This window comes from Enterococcus sp. AZ067 (genome assembly GCF_051715005.1).
In the GTDB taxonomy this organism is placed as follows: Bacteria; Bacillota; Bacilli; order Lactobacillales; family Enterococcaceae; genus Enterococcus_D; species Enterococcus_D casseliflavus.
The window spans coordinates 1,179,804-1,199,358 of sequence record NZ_JBIOSY010000001.1 but is presented as its reverse complement, the minus strand read 5'-3'; the positions used below and the strand labels follow the sequence as shown (position 1 = coordinate 1,199,358).

Here is a 19,555-nt window from a genome sequence, read left to right as displayed (position 1 = left end):
TTCTCACTCCTTTACTCCAATGGTACGAATTTCATATGGGTGTAATTGCTGATTGACGGTCGATGCTTGTTCTTCCTCTAAAAGGTTCAACAGACAGAGCGTCGCCTGCTCTTTTTGCACGTGAAAGGCAGTGGCTTGATCCGCCAAATTATAGCCCCGCAAAACGATCTGCTGGTCTTGGCGATTGCGTTTTAAAGCGGTGATAGCTACCGTCGTTCCATGAGCTTCCATGTATTGGTTGCTGCTGGCTAGCTTGCCTTGATGCTTGTCGGTCTGACTTGCCGTCCAAGGAACTTGGGCAGCTTGTGCTTGGCGATACGTTTCATAACGTTCTTCAGGAGCCCCATGAAAGGCTACACCGTATTCAAAGGTGTGGCTGCCTAAGCATTGCGCTTCTGGTGTTGGGAAGTAGCCCCAATCGCCTAGCTCTCCCGTACAGCGCAACAAGGTCAAGCAGATCTGATCCTTCACGATTTCATATTCGTTCAAACCAAAATTAGAAACCGTCATGCCGCTAGTTTCATCATGCAAGTTGACAAAGGCGTGCTGATGCTGCGGATTTGTTGGGTTTTCCCAATGACTGGAAACCTGATTCGGCCGTTTTACGACTTCATAAATGCTGTCAGCTTCATGGAAATCCGTGATGATCCCTGTTGGGAATAACACCCGCAGTCGGTGATCTTTGCTTTGGTTGTTGACGGTGGTTTTAAATGCCAGGCGGTTGCTGGTTCGTTCTAAACGGATCTCCGTCTCGATCTTGAAAGCAACCAATTCTTGACTCCGCTGTGCCTTACGGAAACGGAAATCGACGACAGCTTTTTGTTCTTCTAACAAACGGTCATCTGCTGAAACGGGAATCTGCAATTCTTGCGTCAGTCGCACGATCCCCACCAGTGGATCGTTTTGTTCGATCGTCACGTGATGCGGAAATTGTGTCGATAAGATTGCTTGATCTCCTTCTGGTTGTTTGAAGATGTACTCATTGGCGATATCCCCCACATCCTCGAAAACCAGTAAATTGCGATACGTTTTTTTGTTTGCTTTGTCTGTAATCGTCAAGCTGCCGTTTTCAGTAATGACGGCTTCCAAATGTGCGTTGGCAAGTTTGCGCCCTCCTTCTGAAACGATCGGGGCGCTCTCTACTGGCGTAGCGGCTTTTTCTACTAGGGCAAAGGTCTGCCATGAAAATTCTGGCAACTGGTTTGCTTCAACTTGGACCTTGACAAAGCGTTTCATGAAAGGAATCCGAAAAGCATCTTTAGGCAATTCATAGTCAAAAAGGACCTCTTCTTCACTGATGATCGCAGCAACAGGGTTCCCCTGTTCATCGATCACCGAATAAGAACCTTTTGGCTTCGCCAACAATTCGTGGTAAAGCTTGCTTGGCAATCCTTCACGGAATGTTTTACGCTCAAGTTCGATCACGACTTCCACTAAACCAGAACGGGTGCTGCCAGTGGTGTTGAAGACCACGAAGGGGCGACTCTCCTCAGGAAACTGGCTCGTGTCGATGGCGGCTACTAAATTGCGTAACGCTTCATCTGCCACGAACTTGCCGATTTCATTGGCTTTTTCAAAGCGCGGCATCATTTCTCGGTGTACTTCGTCCACTGAACAGCCGCAGATACTGTCGTGAGGATGATTTTGCATCAAGGTTTTCCACGCATGATCCAACATATCGTGAGGATAGCTGCCGCTTGCTTCATAAGCCATAGTTGCTAATGGCTCCGCAACATTTTCTAATTGGCGGGAAACCTTTGTATTCCATTGTTTTAGATAAACTCGGGAAGAGGCGGTATTGGCTAGAGTATACCAACCATCGGTTTCTTGACTGGTCAATTCACCGGTGACAGTTCCTAGGTCATCTGGCAGATCTGCTTGCACCGCTTCAAGGTATTCGGTAAAGCTGGCGTGTTTGAATTCATACTCTGGGAAAAGCTCGTTGGCTGTACGAATCGCTGCCGAAATATCTTTTTGGACGGGTTGATGATCGACCCCATTCATCATTAAGTAATGATTGGTGGCTCCAAATTTTTCTACATCTTGCAGTTTTTGTGTCCAAAAAGCTTTGGCTTCTGCTTTATCCACTGGAATCTCATTGCCATTGGAGTACCAGTTGGCAAAAAGTAGACCAAAGATTTGACTGCCATCTGGACCTTTCCAATGCATTTCAGAATATTGGGAAGTAAATTGATCATCGGGTAAAACTTCGTTGTCAAAGCCGATCGGTTTGACGCCACGCCCAAATGCAGCACTTTCAAGATTGGCTTGCAGCATCATTTGCGGAGTTTGTCCCATATTGCCGAAGGTATCTGGGAAATACCCCAACATAACGGGGGGGCCCCACTTTTTGCTTTCTGCCATTCCAATCAGCATATTACGGGTGTTTGATTCGGCACTGATCAAAAAGTCATCTTGCAAAATATAAAACGGACCGATCTGTAATTTCCCTTGTTTGATGGCCGCTTTGACCGCCTCGCGTTTTTCAGGCCGCACTTCTAAATAGTCATCCAAGATGATCGTCTGTCCATCTAGATGGAAGCTGTGAAACTCAGGGTCATTTTCAATTAATTCTAAAAGATCATCCATCAATTCCACTAGCCGCATGTGATGCTGTTCGTAAGGCATGTACCATTCCCGATCCCAGTGGCTGTGTGAAATGATATAAACTTGTTTCTTCATTGATTTTTACTCCTCGCTGTTTGCGTCGTTGGACTGCTTTTTGTGTCACTCGAATGGTGGTGGGTCGTGCTGCTTATTTTTCCACTCGGATATCGAAATAATCCATGACCAATTCACAAAACATCATGTTCGCCCACGAGAACCATTCTCTCGTGTATTGCGAAGGATCATCGACATCGAACCCTTCATGCATCAAATTTGTACCCGCATCTGTCGCCACTAACTGATCCAAAATTCGTTTCTTTTCTTCTTTGTCAGTGGTGGTCATCCCTTCCATTGCCATGGCGATCGGCCACACATAATTTTCTGGCGTATGAGAGCTACCAATGCCTTTGGCGTGTTTCCCTTCATAGAAATACGGATTTTCACTGCTCAACAACGTTTTACGGGTTTGAAGATAAAGGGGATCTTCCATGCTGCCATACCCCAAGTAAGGGGCGGCGATCAAATTCGGCACATTGCTGTCATCCATCAGGGTGCCATTGCCGAATCCATCCACTTCATAGGCGTAGACTTCTTCGCCAGCTTGGTTCGTGGTCAACCCGTATGCTTTAATCCCTGCTTCAATGTCTGCTTGTAGTTTTTTCGCTTGTGCCACGATCGCTGCGTCTTCTAAAACCGTCGTAAAGATTTCTTGGATATAGCCTAAGACCACCACCGCAAACATATTGGAGGGAATCAAATAGCCGTATTTGCAGGCATCATCACTTGGTCGAAAGCCTGACCAAGTCAAGCCGACAGGTTTCACTGGTGCGCCTTTGCCGTCATGAGTCAAGGTATCTTCTTTTCGCCAGGTATCCCGTTCAAAGCGATATGGAGATTCCTCATGATTTTGTTCTGTCACAAACACTTCCAAGGCTTTTTTGATGCCTGTTACAAAATCATCATTGAACTGATCGGTTCTGCCTGTGTTTTTATATAGCAGATAGGCCAGTTGGATCGGATAGCATAAAGAGTCGATCTCATATTTGCGTTCCCAGATCCAATCGTTCATTTCTGTATCGTCTGTTTGGTGGCCAGCGCCATTGGCTAATTCGTTAAAGGCATTTGCGTAAGGATCGATCGTAATATAGTAGAATTGCTTCTTGACTAACCCGCTGATCATGCTTGCTAAGTCTTCATCTTCTTTGGCGATCACCAAATACGGACGAACTTGTGCAGTGGAATCTCGCAGCCACATCGCTGGAATATCCCCCGTCAGTAAAAAGGTCGTGCCATCCTCATGACGCTTGACCGTCGTTAGTAGTGTATTGGCAAAGGCTGCGTTAAAATTTTTCGCCCAATCGGCATGCGTTTCTCCGCATAGATCCGTAATCGTTTCCATAAATGTTGCTACTGAAGTTGGTATTTCTTTATAAACCATTCCATCACCTTCCCTGATTTGATATATCAATTTACGAACCTAGTATATCATGAATTAATTGAATGTCTAGCGCTTTTTCAAAATAATTAAAGGGTTTTCATTTTTATTGGTTTATGGTATGCTAACAAATATGATATATCAAAAGGGGTTTTCTTATGAAACAACCATTATATAAAAAAATTTACGCGGAGCTTCACGAAGCCATCGTTGAAGGGCGATTAGCGCCTGGCAGTCGTGTCCCTACTGAAAAAGAACTATCTGAACAATACCAAGTCAGTCGGATCACCTCTAAAAGAGCCTTGACGGAACTGGAACAAAATCAGCTGATCTATCGCGTGCAAGGCAGCGGCAGCTTTGTCCGAGAATTGAAGGAAAAAAAAGCGACTGGACGAATTTTGTTTGTCTTGCCCTTTGCCAATGATCTCTCTTTAGGAAACTTTACCGAAGGCATTTACCCCGTGATGCAAGAACACGGCTTTGAACTTTTGATGACACCAGTGGATTATTTGGAAAAAACGACGGCAGCTGAGCTGATGCAAGAATTCGACGGCCTGATCTATTACGCCAGCAATACGTTTTCTTACTATGACTTACTGTTCGAATGTGCTGAAAAGCACTTTCCTATCGTGACCTTAGATAAAAAGCTGCATGAGTTTGATTTTCCAGCGGTGATGCCAGATAACTTTCAAGGTGGACAGCTAGCCACAGAGCATTTACTTGCGTTGGGGCATCAACGGATCGCTTATATTTTTGGTGATACCCATCATCCGCAATCCGTCCGTCAGCGTTATCTAGGTTACATCGATGCGCTGAAAAAAGCCCAAAGAACCTTTCGCACCAAGCTCGACGACACGGCTGCCAGCATCGCAAATGCGCTTGCCTACTTGGAAGAAAATCAGGTCACGGCAGCCGTCTGTGAAAATGACTTGATCGCCATCGAATTGATGCGTGCTTTGCGCCAAGCAGATTTGCACGTCCCTGCCAACATTTCCCTAGTTGGTTTCGATAATATCCAAGCCGCAGCCCTCGTTGATCCAGCACTAACGACTATCGGGCAGAATTTTGCCGAGATGGGGCGCTTGGCAGGAAACCAAGTGATTGAGAAAATCAACGCTGCGAAGGCAGCAACCCCAGTACCAACGGAGACGACCACCCATCTAGTGGCGGTTTCTTTGATCAAAAGAGAATCAACCCAATTAAAGGAGTGAACCAAGTGAACGTATCAATGATCGACACACGACACGGAACAGACAACCAATATAGTTTTTCCCACGGCAACTGCCTGCCTTATACAGGGGTTCCTTTTGGCATGAACTACTTTGCCCCGCAAACCAGCGATCAACGCGGCAGTTGGTGGTTTCATCCAGAAGATCGAACCTTTCAGGGCTTTCGCATCACCCATCAGCCTAGCCCATGGATGGGGGATTTCAGCCATCTGACGATGCTGCCGATAAACGGCACGCTTTCTGAAAATACCCTTTTCCATGCGCAAAGCTCGTATCGTCCCGAAGAAAGCACCTTTAATCCAGCCTTTCTTAAAATCAAGACGCAGCGGTATTTAACAACAACGACTTTGATCCCCAGTATGTATGGCGGTGTGCTGACTATTGAAAACTGCGGGGATCAGCCAGGTCTTGGCTTGTCACTGCCGGGTGACTATGTCTTAGAACAGTTGGATGAACAAACAGTGGCTGGTCAACTGATCGTATTTTCAGGGTGCGAAGATGAACGCTTCACCTTCCATTTCGTCTATCGTTTTGAAACACCCATCACGGCGATCGAAGGTGCCTTGACAGGCAAAGAAGCCTTCGTCGTTCTCCGCTTTAATGATTGCCAAACACAGACGATCCGTTTTGCGACCTCGTTTCTCAGTCGCGAACAAGCTTGTTTGAACTTGCAACGGGAACAGCAATGGGCTCCTGCCGATTATCTGGCTTCTGTCCAACAGCAATGGAATCATTTTTTGCAAAAAATCGAGATCGAGCATCACGATCAAACACAAGTTTCTACTTTTTATCATAATTTTTATCGCTTATTCTTGTTTCCTCAAACCTTCTTCGAAATCGATCAAGAGGGCCGCAAAATGCATTGGGATACCTTGGCAAAAGCAATCAAACCAGGACCACTGTATACAAACAACGGCTTTTGGGATACGTATAAAACTGTCTACCCGCTCTTTTCACTCTTGGCTGTCGAACAATTGGAAGACATGCTGGAAGGCTTTTTGAACAGTTATCGCGAAAGCGGCTTTTTACCAAAATGGCTATCGCCAGATGAGCGTGGATTGATGCCAGGGACGCTGATCGATGCCGTGATCGCTGATGCCGCAGTAAAAGGCATTCGTCCTGATTTGATGCCCAAATTTTTAGCAGCGATGAAAAAAGGCGCCACCGTCCAAAGTGAAAATCCCAATTATGGTCGGCGCGGCACGACGGACTATTTGACTTACGGGTATGTGCCATTGACGCATCATGAATCGGTCAATCACACCCTTGATTATTGTTACAGTGATTTTTGTATTTCACAAGTCGCGCAACAGCTGGGTGACGAGCAAGCAGACTATTATCAGCAGCAATCGCAAAACTACCGCAACATTTTCGATCAGGAAACTGGCTTTATGCGGGCAAAAGATCCCGATGGTGCCTTTCGTCCAGAATTCAGTGACATACGCTGGGGCTTAGATTATGCAGAAGGCAGTGCGTGGCAAAGCAGTTTTGCTGTTTACCATGATTTCGCTGGCTTGATCGCCGAACACGGCGGCAAAGCGGCCTTTGAAGCAAAACTGATCGACTTGTGCAATCAAGAACCTCGCTATACGACAGAAGGCTACGGCTTTGAGATCCATGAAATGAGCGAGATGGCTGCACTCGATTTTGGTCAGCTGGCGATCTCCAATCAACCAAGCTTCCACTATCCGTATCTATTCAGCTATTTGGGCAAACCAGAAATGGCACAGCCCTTGATCAAGCAGCTATTGACACAATGCTTCAATGACTCGCCCAAAGGCTTTCCTGGCGATGAAGACAACGGTAGCATGGCTGGTTGGTACATTTTCAACTCCTTGGGCTTTTATCCAGTCACACCAGGGACGGGGGAATATGTCATCGGCATGCCATTATTTGATCAAGCAACACTACATCTTGCTTCAGGCAAAGACTTAGTGATCAAGAGCACGCCCAATGCGCCGCAACAGCTCTTCGTGGATAAAATCACATTGAACGAAGAACCCTTCGAGCGATTGTTTTTCACCCACCAAGAATTGACTGCCGGTGGTACATTGAACTTCCAGCTAGGTATCGTCCCTCGCAGCAAAGAGTGGTCAGCCGATGCCTATCCTTATAGCGTCAGTCAACCACATGCATAACGAAAAAACCGCTCCTTAGCAACAGGCAGCAGTCTACTTTCAGTCAAATGAAAGTACGTGCTATCCCTGCTAGGGAGCGGTTTTTTTATTGGTTCATTTGTAGCGGTAACAGACGTTCGATGGTTTTCAGCACGCCATTTTCATCGTTTGACTTGGTCACAAACGCTGCCGCTGCCTTGACTTCCTCAAAGGCATTGCTCATGGCGAAACTAAACGTGCCAGCTGCCATCAACTCCAAATCGTTCAAGCCATCGCCGAAGACCATAGTCTCTTCTGGTGTGACGTGCAGCAATTCTTGCAAGTGTGCCACAGTCGTTCCTTTGTGGACGCCTTGATTGGTGATATCGATCCAAGCGGCTTCCGAAGCCACGATGTAGGCGTCGTTTGTAAACTCACCTAACTGTTGGACATGCTCAAAGCAACGTAGTTTGGGATCAAAAATAGTGAGCTTCACAAAATCTTCGGTGATGGTTTGATAATCCGTCACCGTTTTGACCACCCGATAAGAGCCCCGAACTTTCTGGGCATCTGCTTCATTGGTCGTTTCCGCAATGTACGCCGCAGTCGGTGTACAGGCAATGATCACATGATCTTGCGCAATCGCAGCGAGCTTCGCAATGATCCGCCGCCCTAATTCGTTTGGCAGCAGTGATTCAAAGATGTATTCGCCTTGATGTTTGATGCGGGTCGCGCTATCCCCAAGAATCCAAACATCCGCTGCTGCTTCACCAAACAGTTCTTCCACTCGTTCACACTGTTTGCCGGTACACGCAGCAAAAGCAACACCCGCTTCTTTCATTTGTTGGCTGACTTGTTCATAATAAGGCCGATCAAAACTGCCTTGGCTGTTCAAAAATGTGCCGTCTAAATCTGTGATGACTAATTTGATCATACGTTTCTCTTCCCCTCTACCTCGTGTCCTCTTTATGGCGAATCACTTAATTAACATTGTTAATTAAGTATACTTATTTTCAAGTTTTTCGTCAAGTCAGTCTTTTAAAAACTTTACATCGTTTCATCCCGTCGGTATACTTAATTAAATCACTTCATTAAGGAGAACACCTATGGCTTCTACCACCCATTCCATTCGTCAGCAAAACAAACAGCTGGTTTTAAAAACCTTATTTCAAAACGGGGCATTATTCGCCTCCGATTTAGTAAAGAAAACCGGCATCAGCATGGTCACCACTAACTCATTATTAAAAGAATTGTTGGCAGAGGGGGAAATCACTAAAGGTCCGCTGGAGCAAAAAGAGCTAGGGCGGCCTGCCGTGACCTATCAGCTAAACCAAGAGCGAGGCCATTCTCTTTTGCTTAGTTTTATCGATCACGATGGTTCCTTGGCTCTTTGGTCCATGCTGATCGACCGCAAGGGAAAGGTTTTGGCAAAACACGACCAGCCCTTTCCTGATGTTGCCCCTCATCGCTTTCAAGAATGTGTAACGAACGAGCTAGCATTATTTCCCTCTGTGGAACAGATCGCCCTCTTTTTACCAGGAAAAATCAGTGGAGGAACCGTGACTTCCAGCTGGTATGAAAAATTTAATGGCTGGCAGCTGGCAGCCCTCGTGGCAGAGGTCACTGCACTGCCCTTCTACTGTCAAAACGATGCCCATATTTTAACGATCGGCTATTGCATCGCCCAACAGATCTCCTTGCAGCAAACCATCGTCGGCATGTACAATCCCGAAAAAAGCATGCCTGGTATCACGCTCCTGGTCAATGGTGCGCTTTTAGAAGGAAAAGATGCCCTAGCGGGAGAGGCAAAATTTTTGCCCGGCTACTTGGATCAAGGGGCACCGCAAGACCGCACGGCTTTGGTTCAGCGCCTGACAAGCTTACTGCCATTTTACAATGCAGCTTTTGCCCCCCACTGTATCATTTTAGCCAGCAGTGATGCAGTAAAAACCGATCTCTTAGACGCGATCCAAAAAAATCCATTGCTGCAGCAACAACCCAATCAGCCTGCTTTCCATTATATCGATGCTATCGAGGAAGCCATGGTGCTAGGCATGCACTGGCTGATTTTCCGCAAGACACCTTTTGACTTAGCCCGTTGATGACACAAAGACCATAGAATAATTGAGGCGGTGTGATATGAAAATAGCTATCATTGGTGCTGGTCCTCGTGGACTTTCACTTTCAGAACGACTGATCGCTCATAGCAAACAAAACAAACAAGCCATCGACTTGCTGCTGTTTGATCCCTTTCTTCCTGGGGCAGTTTGGCGCACGGACCAATCGGCGGATCTGCTATTGAATTCTGTAACCAGTCAGGTCACCCTTTTCACGGATGACACATTAAGCACCGGCGGTCCCGTGGTCAAAGGACCTACCTTATACGAATGGGCAGTGACAGAAGGGAAACATTTCGCAGCCACGCATGCTCCTGAGCTCGTTGCGGAATGCACAGCACTTGATTCACTTGATCCTAACAGGCATTGCTCGCGGGCGTTATATGGCCTCTATCAGCAGTGGTTTTATCAGCAGCTATTAAAAGAGCTGCCTGAATCCATTACCGTCAACCATCTGTCAGACAGTGTCAGCTCCTTGACCCCTCTTTCCAAAAATCGCTACCAGTTGACGACGGCTCACCAAACATTTCTTGTTGATGCCGTCGTCTTAGCTACAGGCCATTCACAAGCCCAACTGTCAGCAGCAGAACAACGATTGGCGGCGGCCGCAGAAAATAATGGCTGGTTTTATGCACCGCCAGCCAATGCGGCAGATACGGATCTAACGGCGGTGAAAGCTGGCGAACCTGTGATTTTACGGGGACTAGGACTTGCCTTTTACGATTACGTCACCCGCTTGACCAGCGGTCGGGGCGGCACCTTCGTCAAAGTCAATGGATCCCTCGTCTATCAACCTTCTGGTGAAGAACCACAAATCATCGCAGGTTCTCGTCGGGGTGTCCCGTATCATCCTCGTGGCCGCAATCAAAAAACACCGACGCAGCAGCGAAAGCCCGTTTTTTTGACCCCTGAACGCCTCGCTGCTTGGCAAGCAGCCAAAACGGTTGCTGGCAAGACCCTGCTCTTCTATTTAAAAAAAGAGGCAGAACTCGTCTATTATCAGACGCTGCTTTTAGAAAAACAGCTGCTGGACAAAGATCAGCTTGCCGCTTTTACCGCCGCCTTTGTTGCCTCTGAAGGATCTGAAGACTTGCTGAAAAAATGGCAGCTTCCTACGACGGAGTGGTGGTCATGGCAACAACTAGCCGACCCCTTTGCTCAGAAAAAGCAACAGTCGTTGCAAGACTTTTTCATTGCACTATTACGTACCCAAATCCAAGATGCCGAAAAAGGCAATCTAACAGGACCTATCAGCAGTGCCTTGGAAGTCTTCAAAGACCTGCGGGACCCGATTCGGTTTGTTCTCGATCATCAGCTAATGCCAGTACAAGACTTGAAAACACTCTTTTGGCAGTCTTTCGTTCCCTTGAACAGCTTTTTATCGATCGGTCCGCCGGTTCAGCGACTGCAGGAACTGGTCGCCTTGATGGAAGCGGGAGTGGTGACCTTACTAGGTCCTGACATGACTGTTGCGATCGAGGAGGCTTACTGTACGTATTCAAAGCGATTTGACGACACACGCTATCACGCGACGCAACTAATTGAGGCTCGCATTCCATCGACAGCGATTCGTCGAACCAACAATTCCTTGTTGCGGCAACTGCTAAACGATCGGATTATTCACCCGCACCAGTTGGCGATCCCCAATGAGGTGCCTTTTGAGACGGGTGCGATCGCCATCGATCCTGAGACCAATCAGATCCTTGGACCAGATGACCGCCCTTACCCTACCCTCTATTGTTTTGGGATTCCCACAGAAGGCATCCACTGGCTGACGGCTGCCACTGCTCAGCCAGAAACCGATGCTTGGAATTTACGGCAGGCGGACCAGATCGCCGCTGACCTCTTGCACCACACCTTCTAGTCGCTTCTGTTCTATCAAACGCAAACTTCCGAGGAAACGCTTCGGAAGTTTTTTGTTTTTCTTTCGCAAATCCGCAGAAAGGATTTCTCTTTTTTGAATATTCTTGAAATTTTCTTTAATTGTTACACGAAAATTGCGACAGTCCTAGAAAACCGTTACAATGGAAGAAACGAACGTAGGGAGGTTATCAGATGACCGCTGAATTACAAAAAATAGATGCCTTGATCGCAGAAGTGGAAAAAGTGATTTTAGGCAAACGAGATGTGATCCAATTTACCGTGGCTGCGCTGCTTGCTGGCGGACACGTTTTATTCGAAGATATCCCTGGTGTTGGGAAAACGATGTTGGTCAAATCGTTAGCCAAAGCCATTCAAAGTGACTACAAACGGGTACAGTTTACCCCAGACCTTTTACCTAACGATGTGTTAGGTGTGTCGATTTTTAATTCCCAAAGCCACCAGTTCGAGTTTCGTCCTGGCCCGATCTTCACCTCCGTCCTCTTGGCAGATGAGATCAACCGAACCACACCAAGGACGCAAGCCTCACTCTTAGAAGCCATGTCAGAAAATCATGTCACCATCGACAATCAAACGTACCCATTGAGTCCCCACTTTTTTGTTTTAGCCACGCAAAATCCAATCGAATATGAAGGAACGTATCCTTTGCCTGAAGCCCAATTGGATCGTTTTTTGTTCCGCCTGCATATCGGTTACCCAGATTTTCAAGATGAGCTCGCCCTCTTGACTGGAAAACGACAGCAAAGCTTGGATCAGATCCAAACCATTTTACATGCTGATGAAGTGACCGCTTTAAAAGCGATGGTCGATGACGTGTATGTCGATGAGCGGGTCGCCCGTTACGCATTGCAGCTGGTTCAAGCGAGCCGTCAGCATAATGCCATTGACCTTGGTATCAGCCCTCGTGGTGGGATCGCCTTCTTAAAAGGGGCCAAAGCGTTAGCATTGACGGAAGGTCGGACCTTTGTCACGCCGCAAGACTTGCAGCGAATTTTACCAGCAGTCTTCGGTCATCGTTTATTACTGAAAGGTGGCGTTCATGCCAGCACGGAGACCCTTTCAGACTTGATGAAACAGATGATCCAACGAGTGCCTGTCCCAACGAGGAGATAGCGATGAAGAAAAAGAAGCTTGAACGCCTGCTGCGCCTCCTGTTGTTTAGCGCTGCCTATTTTCTGCTGCTGGCTTACTGTGTGATCTTCAATAATAATGCTGGCTGGAGCCTTTGGTTTTTACTGACTTTGTTATTGTTGCTTGATGCAGTATTCTTGCTCCCCTCCCTCAAGAAGGTTCAAATCATTTTAGAAGAATCGATCCAAGCTGAAACACACACAGCGATCACCTTACCGCTGCAAGTCTTCAAGTATCGCCCGACGCTGCTGCCGCTGGTCGATTTCACCTTACAGTTTGACGATCGTTTCAAGGAAAGTCATCACAGCGCCTTTTATCGAGGCAATCTGATTCGGCTGCAGCTGCCTTGGACCCCAAAGGAGCGAGGCATCTATGAAGAATTGCCCGTTCAATTGTACAGCCATGATCTCTTTGGCTTTTTTGAAAAAAGCTACGCTGCAGTTGCGAAACAATCGATTTTGATCCTGCCTAAATTGGCGCCAGAAGCCGTTACCCTGCTGCCATTTTTTAAACAGCAAGTCCGCAGCCAAACCCACGGAGAACCCAATTTTTCTATTCGACAGTTCCGTCAATACCAGTTAGGGGATTCCTTAAAAAATATCGATTGGAAATTATCCAGCAAACAACAGGAATTGATCTATCGCGAACGAGAACATGAAGAAGAACAAGACATCGTTCTGCTCTTTTGGGGAGAAGATCATCCTGCTTTTGAAGAGACTTTGACACTGTTTTATTCGATCCACCATTTCTCGCAAAATCAACGACTTTTTCAGCCGCTCTTGATTGGTGACGGATTGACTTCTCCTTACCAAACGGATGCCGCTGCCTATGCCCAGATCCGTCCCTTCGAGAAAGTTCCTGAAGGGGTACCGCTTTTGACTGGCAGCCATCTTGTCTTCATTACCCCGGTTTTTACCCCACAACTGGAAGACTACCTCAGTCAGTTGGAAGCAAAAAACAGCTGCCAAGTGTTTACCTACGCTGATTTAATGAGGCAGTTGAATAAACTTGAGGAGGCGGTAGGATGAGATTTATTAAGAAAGCGCTGATTGGTCTTCTGACCTTTCTCAGTCTATCACTGGTGATCTTGCCGTTTATCGCAGTTTATGACCTTGGCAATCAGTTCACCCTTTTAACTTATGCCTTTAGTGTCTGTTTGATTTTGACCGTGGTGCCGAAAGTCCGTTACAGTTTGCCTTTGCTGGCAGCCGCTTGGCTGATCGTCTTGTATCGGATCTTTCCTTATGGGACTGCCTTTTCTTTTGATTGGCTGCTGCGTTTTTGGCTAGACCTGCACCGTGCCTTTCAAGAGATCCTCAGCGGTGAAGTCGGCTATATCACCGAACTGGCGGCGGTGACATTGATCGTTAGCTGGGTTTTGTTTTTAGCGATCTTACCGATCGCTTATCAACGCTTTTTCTTGATTTACGCTACCATGATCGGCTACTTGCTAACAGTCGTGATTTTTAATCAATTTGATCTGACGTGGCATTTGATGGGTATTTTTCTTTGTGCCTTGGCTTCTTCACTGATCCAGCGCAGCGTCTTTCAATCCAGTCAAACGATCGCTCCCTGGTTCGCTGTGATGCTATTGATTGGTGGACTAGCCGTCACTGCTGTCTACTTGCCGCAAACGAGCCTGCGGGAACAGTTGGCAGCCCGTTCCACGCCTATACGGACAAATCTGAATCAGCTGGGTTTTTATCAATTTATTGAAGATCATGGCACGCCCAGCGGCTCTCGCACTGGATTCAGTGAAAACGACCGTCAATTAGGCGGACCACTACTGGATGATGCGACGATTTTATTTGAAGCGCAACAAGAAACCCCGCATTACTGGCGGGTGGAAAGCAAAGATTTTTATTCTGGTAAGGGCTGGATCAGTACGAGCCGCGAAGAGGCTCGCTTAGAAGCAGAGGCCGTCACGATCGCGGATCAAAGCTATCAGCAAGCCTATCTTGAGAACGAGTCTGTTCGGGTCCAATTTCAAAACCATGGAGACTATGTCCCATTGCCCTATGGACGCAGCACGTTGTCCCTTGAAAACGGTGCTCGCGGTTTTCAGATCAGCGACGCCATCCAGCGGGTCGATCTCATTGATCCACTCCCAGACACCACCTTGACCCTCGATTGGGACCATCCAGATTTTGCCGCAGAAAATCTCCAAAATCTGCCTTTGATCTATCCGGATTCTCCGATCGATTATATCCAGTTACCCGATTCTTTGCCGCAGCGGGTACGAGATCTCGCAGCTGAGATCACCGCTGACAGCAACAGTCTGTTTGATCAAGTCACGGCGGTTGAAAGCTATTTGAAAGATCCGCTCGTATTCCGCTATTCCAAAACCGATGCCGTCGTGCCTGCAGAAGAGCAAGATTATGTTGATCAATTTTTATTTGAATCACAAGTCGGCTACTGCGACAATTTTTCCACGGCAATGGTCGTGCTACTACGGAGTTTAGAGATCCCTGCTCGCTGGGCAAAAGGCTTTTCTCCTGGATCTCCTGCAACAGAAAACGGCATTACTACCTATACCGTTCGCAACTTGAATGCCCACTCATGGGTGGAAGTCTACTTTGACGGCTACGGTTGGGTACCTTTTGAACCGACCCCTAGTTTCCAAAATCCAGATCATCCCGTGTTGACTCAAGAATCTACTAGCTCCGAAGAAACACCGACCGCTAGCAGCGAAACAACACCATCGAGCAGCAGGGAAACAGAAAGCAGCGAAACCACGACCAGCAGTTCTGCAACAGCCGCGGTTATCGATGACGTTTGGTTGACTGAGGAGTTGAAACAAACGCTGCGCAATGGCTTCTTTGGAGGCTTAGCTATCCTAGGACTTGGCCTACTTTTCTATTTCCGCCATTCGTTTTTCCGTATTCATTTATGGTTGATCTGCCGCTTTAACAAACAGCCGCTAGTTGCTGCCTATCCTTTGTTTTTACGGCAAACGACGAAAGTTCTGTACCGTAACGAGGCGGAGCCGTTGATCGATTATGCCCAACGACTCGAAGCATTCTATCCACTGTGCCATGGTGATTTTATCCGCTTGACGCAGCAATACGAAGCCTACCTTTACAGCCAAGAACAGCCGGCTGGTCAAGAAGCCTTCTTGAAGCAAGTCGCTGCCCAAATCAGTCAGCTGAAAAAAATCAACTAAGCAGTGAGGATAAACGACAAAAAAACGTATCGATCAATCGATCGATACGTTTTTTGCTTTAGGCGTTTCCTTGACGTTTTTGAACGGCAATAATAATCAGTTTCGTGATTTCCATCAAAACAACTGCCACAGCAGCCATTGCGATACATAGACCGACATGTCCTAAAGTGAAGGTTGCTGGAATCGCAAAGACTTCACGGATGCCAGGAATCAAGGTAATGCTGTATAGTCCACCACAAACGACGATCGCCAACCATACCATTTTATTGGCAAAAAGGCCAGCTTGCCAAGCAGTCTCAGTGTTTGAGCGTGCTGGTAATGTTTGCAATGTTCGGCTCCAGATAAGTGTTGAGAAGGCCATCGCAACACCTAATTCAGGTGATTGGTTCATTCCTAACCATTGTGCCAAAATCACGACAGCGGCAATCAAAATACCACGATACGTTACTGAGATCAATGTTTTTCCAGTGAAGATACCAGCATTTGGATCTCTTGGCTGGCGCTGCATGATCGTTGGTTCGGCTTTTTCCATTCCTAGAGCAATCGCTGGTAATGAGTCGTTGACTAGGTTGATAAAGAGCAGCTGCAAGGCAGTAAATGGATTGTCCCAACCCATCACTAAGGCAAAGACGATCGCAATGATCGCACCTAAGTTTCCAGCAAACAAATACGAAATAGCTTTTTTGATGTTGTCAAAGACGTTTCGGCCAACTTCTACTGCACGAATGATCGAGGCAAAGTTGTCATCCGTCAAGACCATCGCCGCTGCGTCTTTGGCAACGTCCGTTCCGGTTCCCATTGCGATCCCGATATCCGCTTGTTTCAAGGCGGGTGCATCATTGACCCCATCCCCGGTCATGGCAGAGATCTTGCCTTTGTCTTGCCAAGCCCGCACGATACGGATTTTGTTTTCTGGCGAAACACGAGCATAGACTGTGATTTTGTCTAATTGATCCGCTAGTTCGGTTTCTGAAAGAGCATCCAATTCCGTACCAGTCAAGGCTAAGTCGCCCTCGGCTGAAATACCGATCTCTTGTGCAATCGCCACGGCTGTCGTTTTGTGGTCCCCTGTGATCATTACTGTTTTGATACCAGCAGATTTAGCATCCGCTACGGCTTGTTTGACTTCTTTACGAGGAGGATCGATCATCGCCATCAAACCAACCAAAATCAGCTCGTTTTCATCTTCAAGTGTCAATTCTCGTGATTGGGCATCGGTCAATGGACGGTAAGCAAACGCCAAGACCCGTAATGCCCGTTTTGAGAATTCTTCGTTTTGATGTTGTAATTTCTGCTTGATTTCATCTGTTAAAGGCACGACTTGATCATCGATCAAGACTTTAGTACTGCGCCCAAAGACGATGTCTGGCCCACCTTTGGTCAACAATAAATGTTCGCCATCGATCTCATGTAAGGTAGACATCAATTTACGATCAGAATCGAAAGGCAATTCTTGCAAACGAGGAAACTGTTGACGAATTGCCCGATAAGGCTGATTTAGTTTCTCACTGTAATCCAGAAAAGCAATTTCAGTAGGGTCTCCTAGCTTCGCCCCATCTTCACTGATGGCAGCATCATTGGCCAAGACACTGATCTCTACTAAGCGTTTTTCAGGCAATGTCCAGGTAGTTGGCTCATCGGAGAACGTGCCCGTTTGCCCATTTGGTAAATAGTAGTCAACAACGGTCATTTTGTTTTGGGTCAAAGTCCCGGTCTTATCGGTACAAACGATACTCGTTGAACCCAATGTTTCAACCGCTGGTAGTTTTCGAATGATGGCATGACGCTTCGCCATTTGTTTTGTTCCGATCGAAAGAACGATCGTCACGATCGATTGCAAGGCTTCTGGAATCGCTGCAACGGCTACGGCTACCGCAAACATAAAGGCGTTGACTAAGTCTTGTGTCATATCACCTGTTCCGTCACCTAAGAACAACCGTGCGACTTGAACCCCTAAAATAATCAATGAAAGGACTAAGATCGCCAAGCTCAGTTTTTTACTGAAGCTGTCTAATCCTCTTTGCAATGGCGTTTTGTGTTCAACTGTACTTTCCAATAAGCCAGCCACTTGACCGATTTCCGTCACATTACCAGTCGCAGTTACGATAAACCGACCACGCCCGTAAGTGACGATCGTTCCACTGAAGACCATGTTGTCACGGTCGCCGATCGGTGCGGTACGATCGATCACACCTAATTCTTTTTCCGCTGGCGTTGATTCCCCAGTCAGCATTCCTTCATCGACCTTCAAAGAACCCTCTTCGATCAATCGACCATCTGCTGGTACATAGTCCCCAGCTTCTAAAATAACGATATCGCCGACAACCAATTCTTTCGCCAGCACACTTTGTTCTTTGCCATCCCGAATGACGTTAGCATCTGGTGCCGACAAGCTTTTCAAAGCGTCTAACGACCCTTCGGCTTTTTTTGTTTGAATCACACTGACGACGGAATTCAACAAGAGTACTGCGAAGATAACGATCGACTCAACGTGGGCACCCATAACCATTTGGATGATTGCCACGATCAGCAAGACGATCACCATCGCATCTTTGAAGGTATCTAAGAATAAGGCAAAGCTAGATTTCTTAGGTGCTTCCTTCAGCTGGTTCAAGCCATTTTCTAACCGCTTGGCTGCCTCTTGCTGCGTCAACCCCTCTGGACTGCTCTGGACCTCTGCCATAATTTCCGAGATTTCTTTTTGATACATTTCTTTCGCCAATTTTTTTGCCCCTTTTAATTTTATTTTCCTTAGGCACTCTGCTAGAAAAAAAGAGACCTAAGACAAGTATACGCTTGTCTTAGGTCTCACCATTTCAAATAATACCAGAAAGCTGTCGCCAGCTTACTTACTGTTGATATTATCGCAGCTTGCGCCACCGGTTACTCCCCTAAGGAATAATAATAAGAATGTATCATTATCATAACGGAAACTTTTGTGCTTGGCAACTATAAAACATCAATTTGAAAATTTTTTGAAAACATTCTTTTTGTTCCCATTCCTTTTTTTCTGTTACACTAAGGAAGAAAGAAATTTGTACGTTACAGGAGGAAAAACGATGGATCTTTTTGATACTTTTACCCGCCATAGCTCTGTCCGAGATTTTCAACCCCGGCCACTATCAAAGGAACTCAAGCAAAAATTAGTAACGGTTGCCCAGAGCGGTTCCAGTTCGAACTTTGTTCAAGCCTATTCGATCATTGAGGTCAGTGATCCTGAAAAACTGGCTGCCATCGAAGAGATTGCCGGTGCCCCAAATTACATCACTCGAACGGGCGTCTTCTATCTTTTTGTCGCCGACTTACATAAACACCAGCAGCTGCTGACCCAAGCAGGGGTGCCTGATACCCACTTAACCACGATGGAACCATTTATTGTGTCTGTCGTTGATACGACCATCGCTGCCCAAAATATGGTAGCTTACGCTGAAGCACAAGACTTAGGAATTTGTTACATCGGCGGCATCCGCAATGATTTGCCTCGTATCGCAGAACTTGTCGGCTTACCAAAATTGACGTTTCCGTTATTCGGTTTAACGATCGGCTATCCGCAACACAGAAATGAGCCGAAAGTCCGCTTGCCCCAAGAAGCGATCGTAAGTGTCGATCAGTATCAACCGCTGACGCAGGAGCAAACAGCTCAATACAACCAAACGACAGAAGCCTATTATGCACAGCGCAGCAGCAATCAACAGCAAACCAATTGGCAAACGAAAATGACGGAATTTTTCCGTGAACCGCGACGTCCAGATGTCGCGGCCTTTATGAAACAACAAGGCTTCTCAGACTACTTCGGTGAATGAGGACACTAATTACCACGGGAAAATAAAAAATGATCTTTGGCAAGGAATCTTGTCAGGATCGTTTTTTGCTTGGTGTAAAAAATCAGGTTCAGG

12 protein-coding genes are annotated in these 19,555 nt (G+C 46.7%); 8 read left to right on the top strand and 4 right to left on the bottom strand.

Annotated elements, in window-relative coordinates; translation table 11 throughout:
- Positions 1 to 3 precede the first annotated feature (3 nt).
- Together IGI82_RS05660 and IGI82_RS05655 are read right to left on the bottom strand one after the other, a co-directional pair.
- A complete protein-coding gene (locus IGI82_RS05660; RefSeq protein WP_438841853.1) occupies positions 4 to 2,682 on the bottom strand; it encodes an alpha-mannosidase in 2,679 nt (892 codons plus the stop codon).
- Positions 2,683 to 2,755: 73 nt separating this feature from the next.
- Positions 2,756 to 4,045 (bottom strand): glycoside hydrolase family 125 protein, encoded by a 1,290-nt coding sequence (locus tag IGI82_RS05655; RefSeq protein WP_438841852.1) that lies wholly within the window; start codon positions 4,043 to 4,045, stop codon positions 2,756 to 2,758.
- Positions 4,046 to 4,200: 155 nt separating this feature from the next.
- Here IGI82_RS05655 and IGI82_RS05650 point away from each other — a divergent pair, with 155 nt between their 5' ends.
- Both IGI82_RS05650 and IGI82_RS05645 read left to right on the top strand, forming a co-directional pair.
- Positions 4,201 to 5,253, top strand: coding sequence for a GntR family transcriptional regulator (locus IGI82_RS05650; RefSeq protein WP_413141109.1), 1,053 nt, complete (start codon positions 4,201 to 4,203; stop codon positions 5,251 to 5,253).
- Positions 5,254 to 5,258: 5 nt separating this feature from the next.
- Entirely contained in the window at positions 5,259 to 7,409 is a 2,151-nt protein-coding gene (locus IGI82_RS05645; protein WP_087627154.1) for a GH92 family glycosyl hydrolase, read from the top strand.
- 85 nt (positions 7,410 to 7,494) lie between these two features.
- On the opposite strand, the gene IGI82_RS05640 is transcribed toward IGI82_RS05645, so the two are convergent.
- On the bottom strand, positions 7,495 to 8,301 hold the full coding sequence (locus IGI82_RS05640) for a Cof-type HAD-IIB family hydrolase (RefSeq protein WP_015509304.1): 807 nt from the start codon (positions 8,299 to 8,301) through the stop codon (positions 7,495 to 7,497).
- A 172-nt stretch (positions 8,302 to 8,473) separates the two neighbouring features.
- Between IGI82_RS05640 and IGI82_RS05635 the strand changes: the two genes are divergently transcribed.
- The 5 genes from IGI82_RS05635 to IGI82_RS05615 all read left to right on the top strand — a co-directional run bounded on the left by IGI82_RS05635 (position 8,474) and on the right by IGI82_RS05615 (position 15,659).
- Positions 8,474 to 9,469, top strand: a complete 996-nt coding sequence (locus tag IGI82_RS05635) for an ROK family protein (protein WP_087627153.1) — start codon at positions 8,474 to 8,476, stop codon at positions 9,467 to 9,469.
- Positions 9,470 to 9,506: 37 nt separating this feature from the next.
- Positions 9,507 to 11,348, top strand: coding sequence for an FAD/NAD(P)-binding protein (locus IGI82_RS05630; protein WP_087627152.1), 1,842 nt, complete (start codon positions 9,507 to 9,509; stop codon positions 11,346 to 11,348).
- Positions 11,349 to 11,539: 191 nt separating this feature from the next.
- Positions 11,540 to 12,478 (top strand): AAA family ATPase, encoded by a 939-nt coding sequence (locus IGI82_RS05625; RefSeq protein ID WP_005225502.1) that lies wholly within the window; start codon positions 11,540 to 11,542, stop codon positions 12,476 to 12,478.
- Positions 12,479 to 12,480: 2 nt separating this feature from the next.
- Positions 12,481 to 13,524: a DUF58 domain-containing protein gene (locus IGI82_RS05620; RefSeq protein WP_395997132.1), complete on the top strand. Its 1,044-nt coding sequence runs from the start codon at positions 12,481 to 12,483 to the stop codon at positions 13,522 to 13,524.
- Positions 13,521 to 15,659, top strand: a complete 2,139-nt coding sequence (locus tag IGI82_RS05615; protein ID WP_438841851.1) for a transglutaminase-like domain-containing protein — start codon at positions 13,521 to 13,523, stop codon at positions 15,657 to 15,659. Before IGI82_RS05620 ends, IGI82_RS05615 begins: the two co-directional genes overlap by 4 nt.
- A gap of 58 nt (positions 15,660 to 15,717) precedes the next feature.
- Here the strand turns inward: IGI82_RS05615 and IGI82_RS05610 are convergent, their stop codons facing one another.
- Complete coding sequence (locus IGI82_RS05610) at positions 15,718 to 18,369, bottom strand: cation-translocating P-type ATPase (protein ID WP_016608271.1); 2,652 nt, start codon at positions 18,367 to 18,369, stop codon at positions 15,718 to 15,720.
- Between the two features lie 349 nt (positions 18,370 to 18,718).
- On the opposite strand from IGI82_RS05610, the gene IGI82_RS05605 reads away from it, so the two are divergent.
- The gene (locus tag IGI82_RS05605; protein WP_034857682.1) at positions 18,719 to 19,462 is read left to right on the top strand and encodes an NADPH-dependent oxidoreductase; all 744 of its coding nucleotides are present in this window, start codon (positions 18,719 to 18,721) and stop codon (positions 19,460 to 19,462) included.
- Positions 19,463 to 19,555 lie beyond the last annotated feature (93 nt).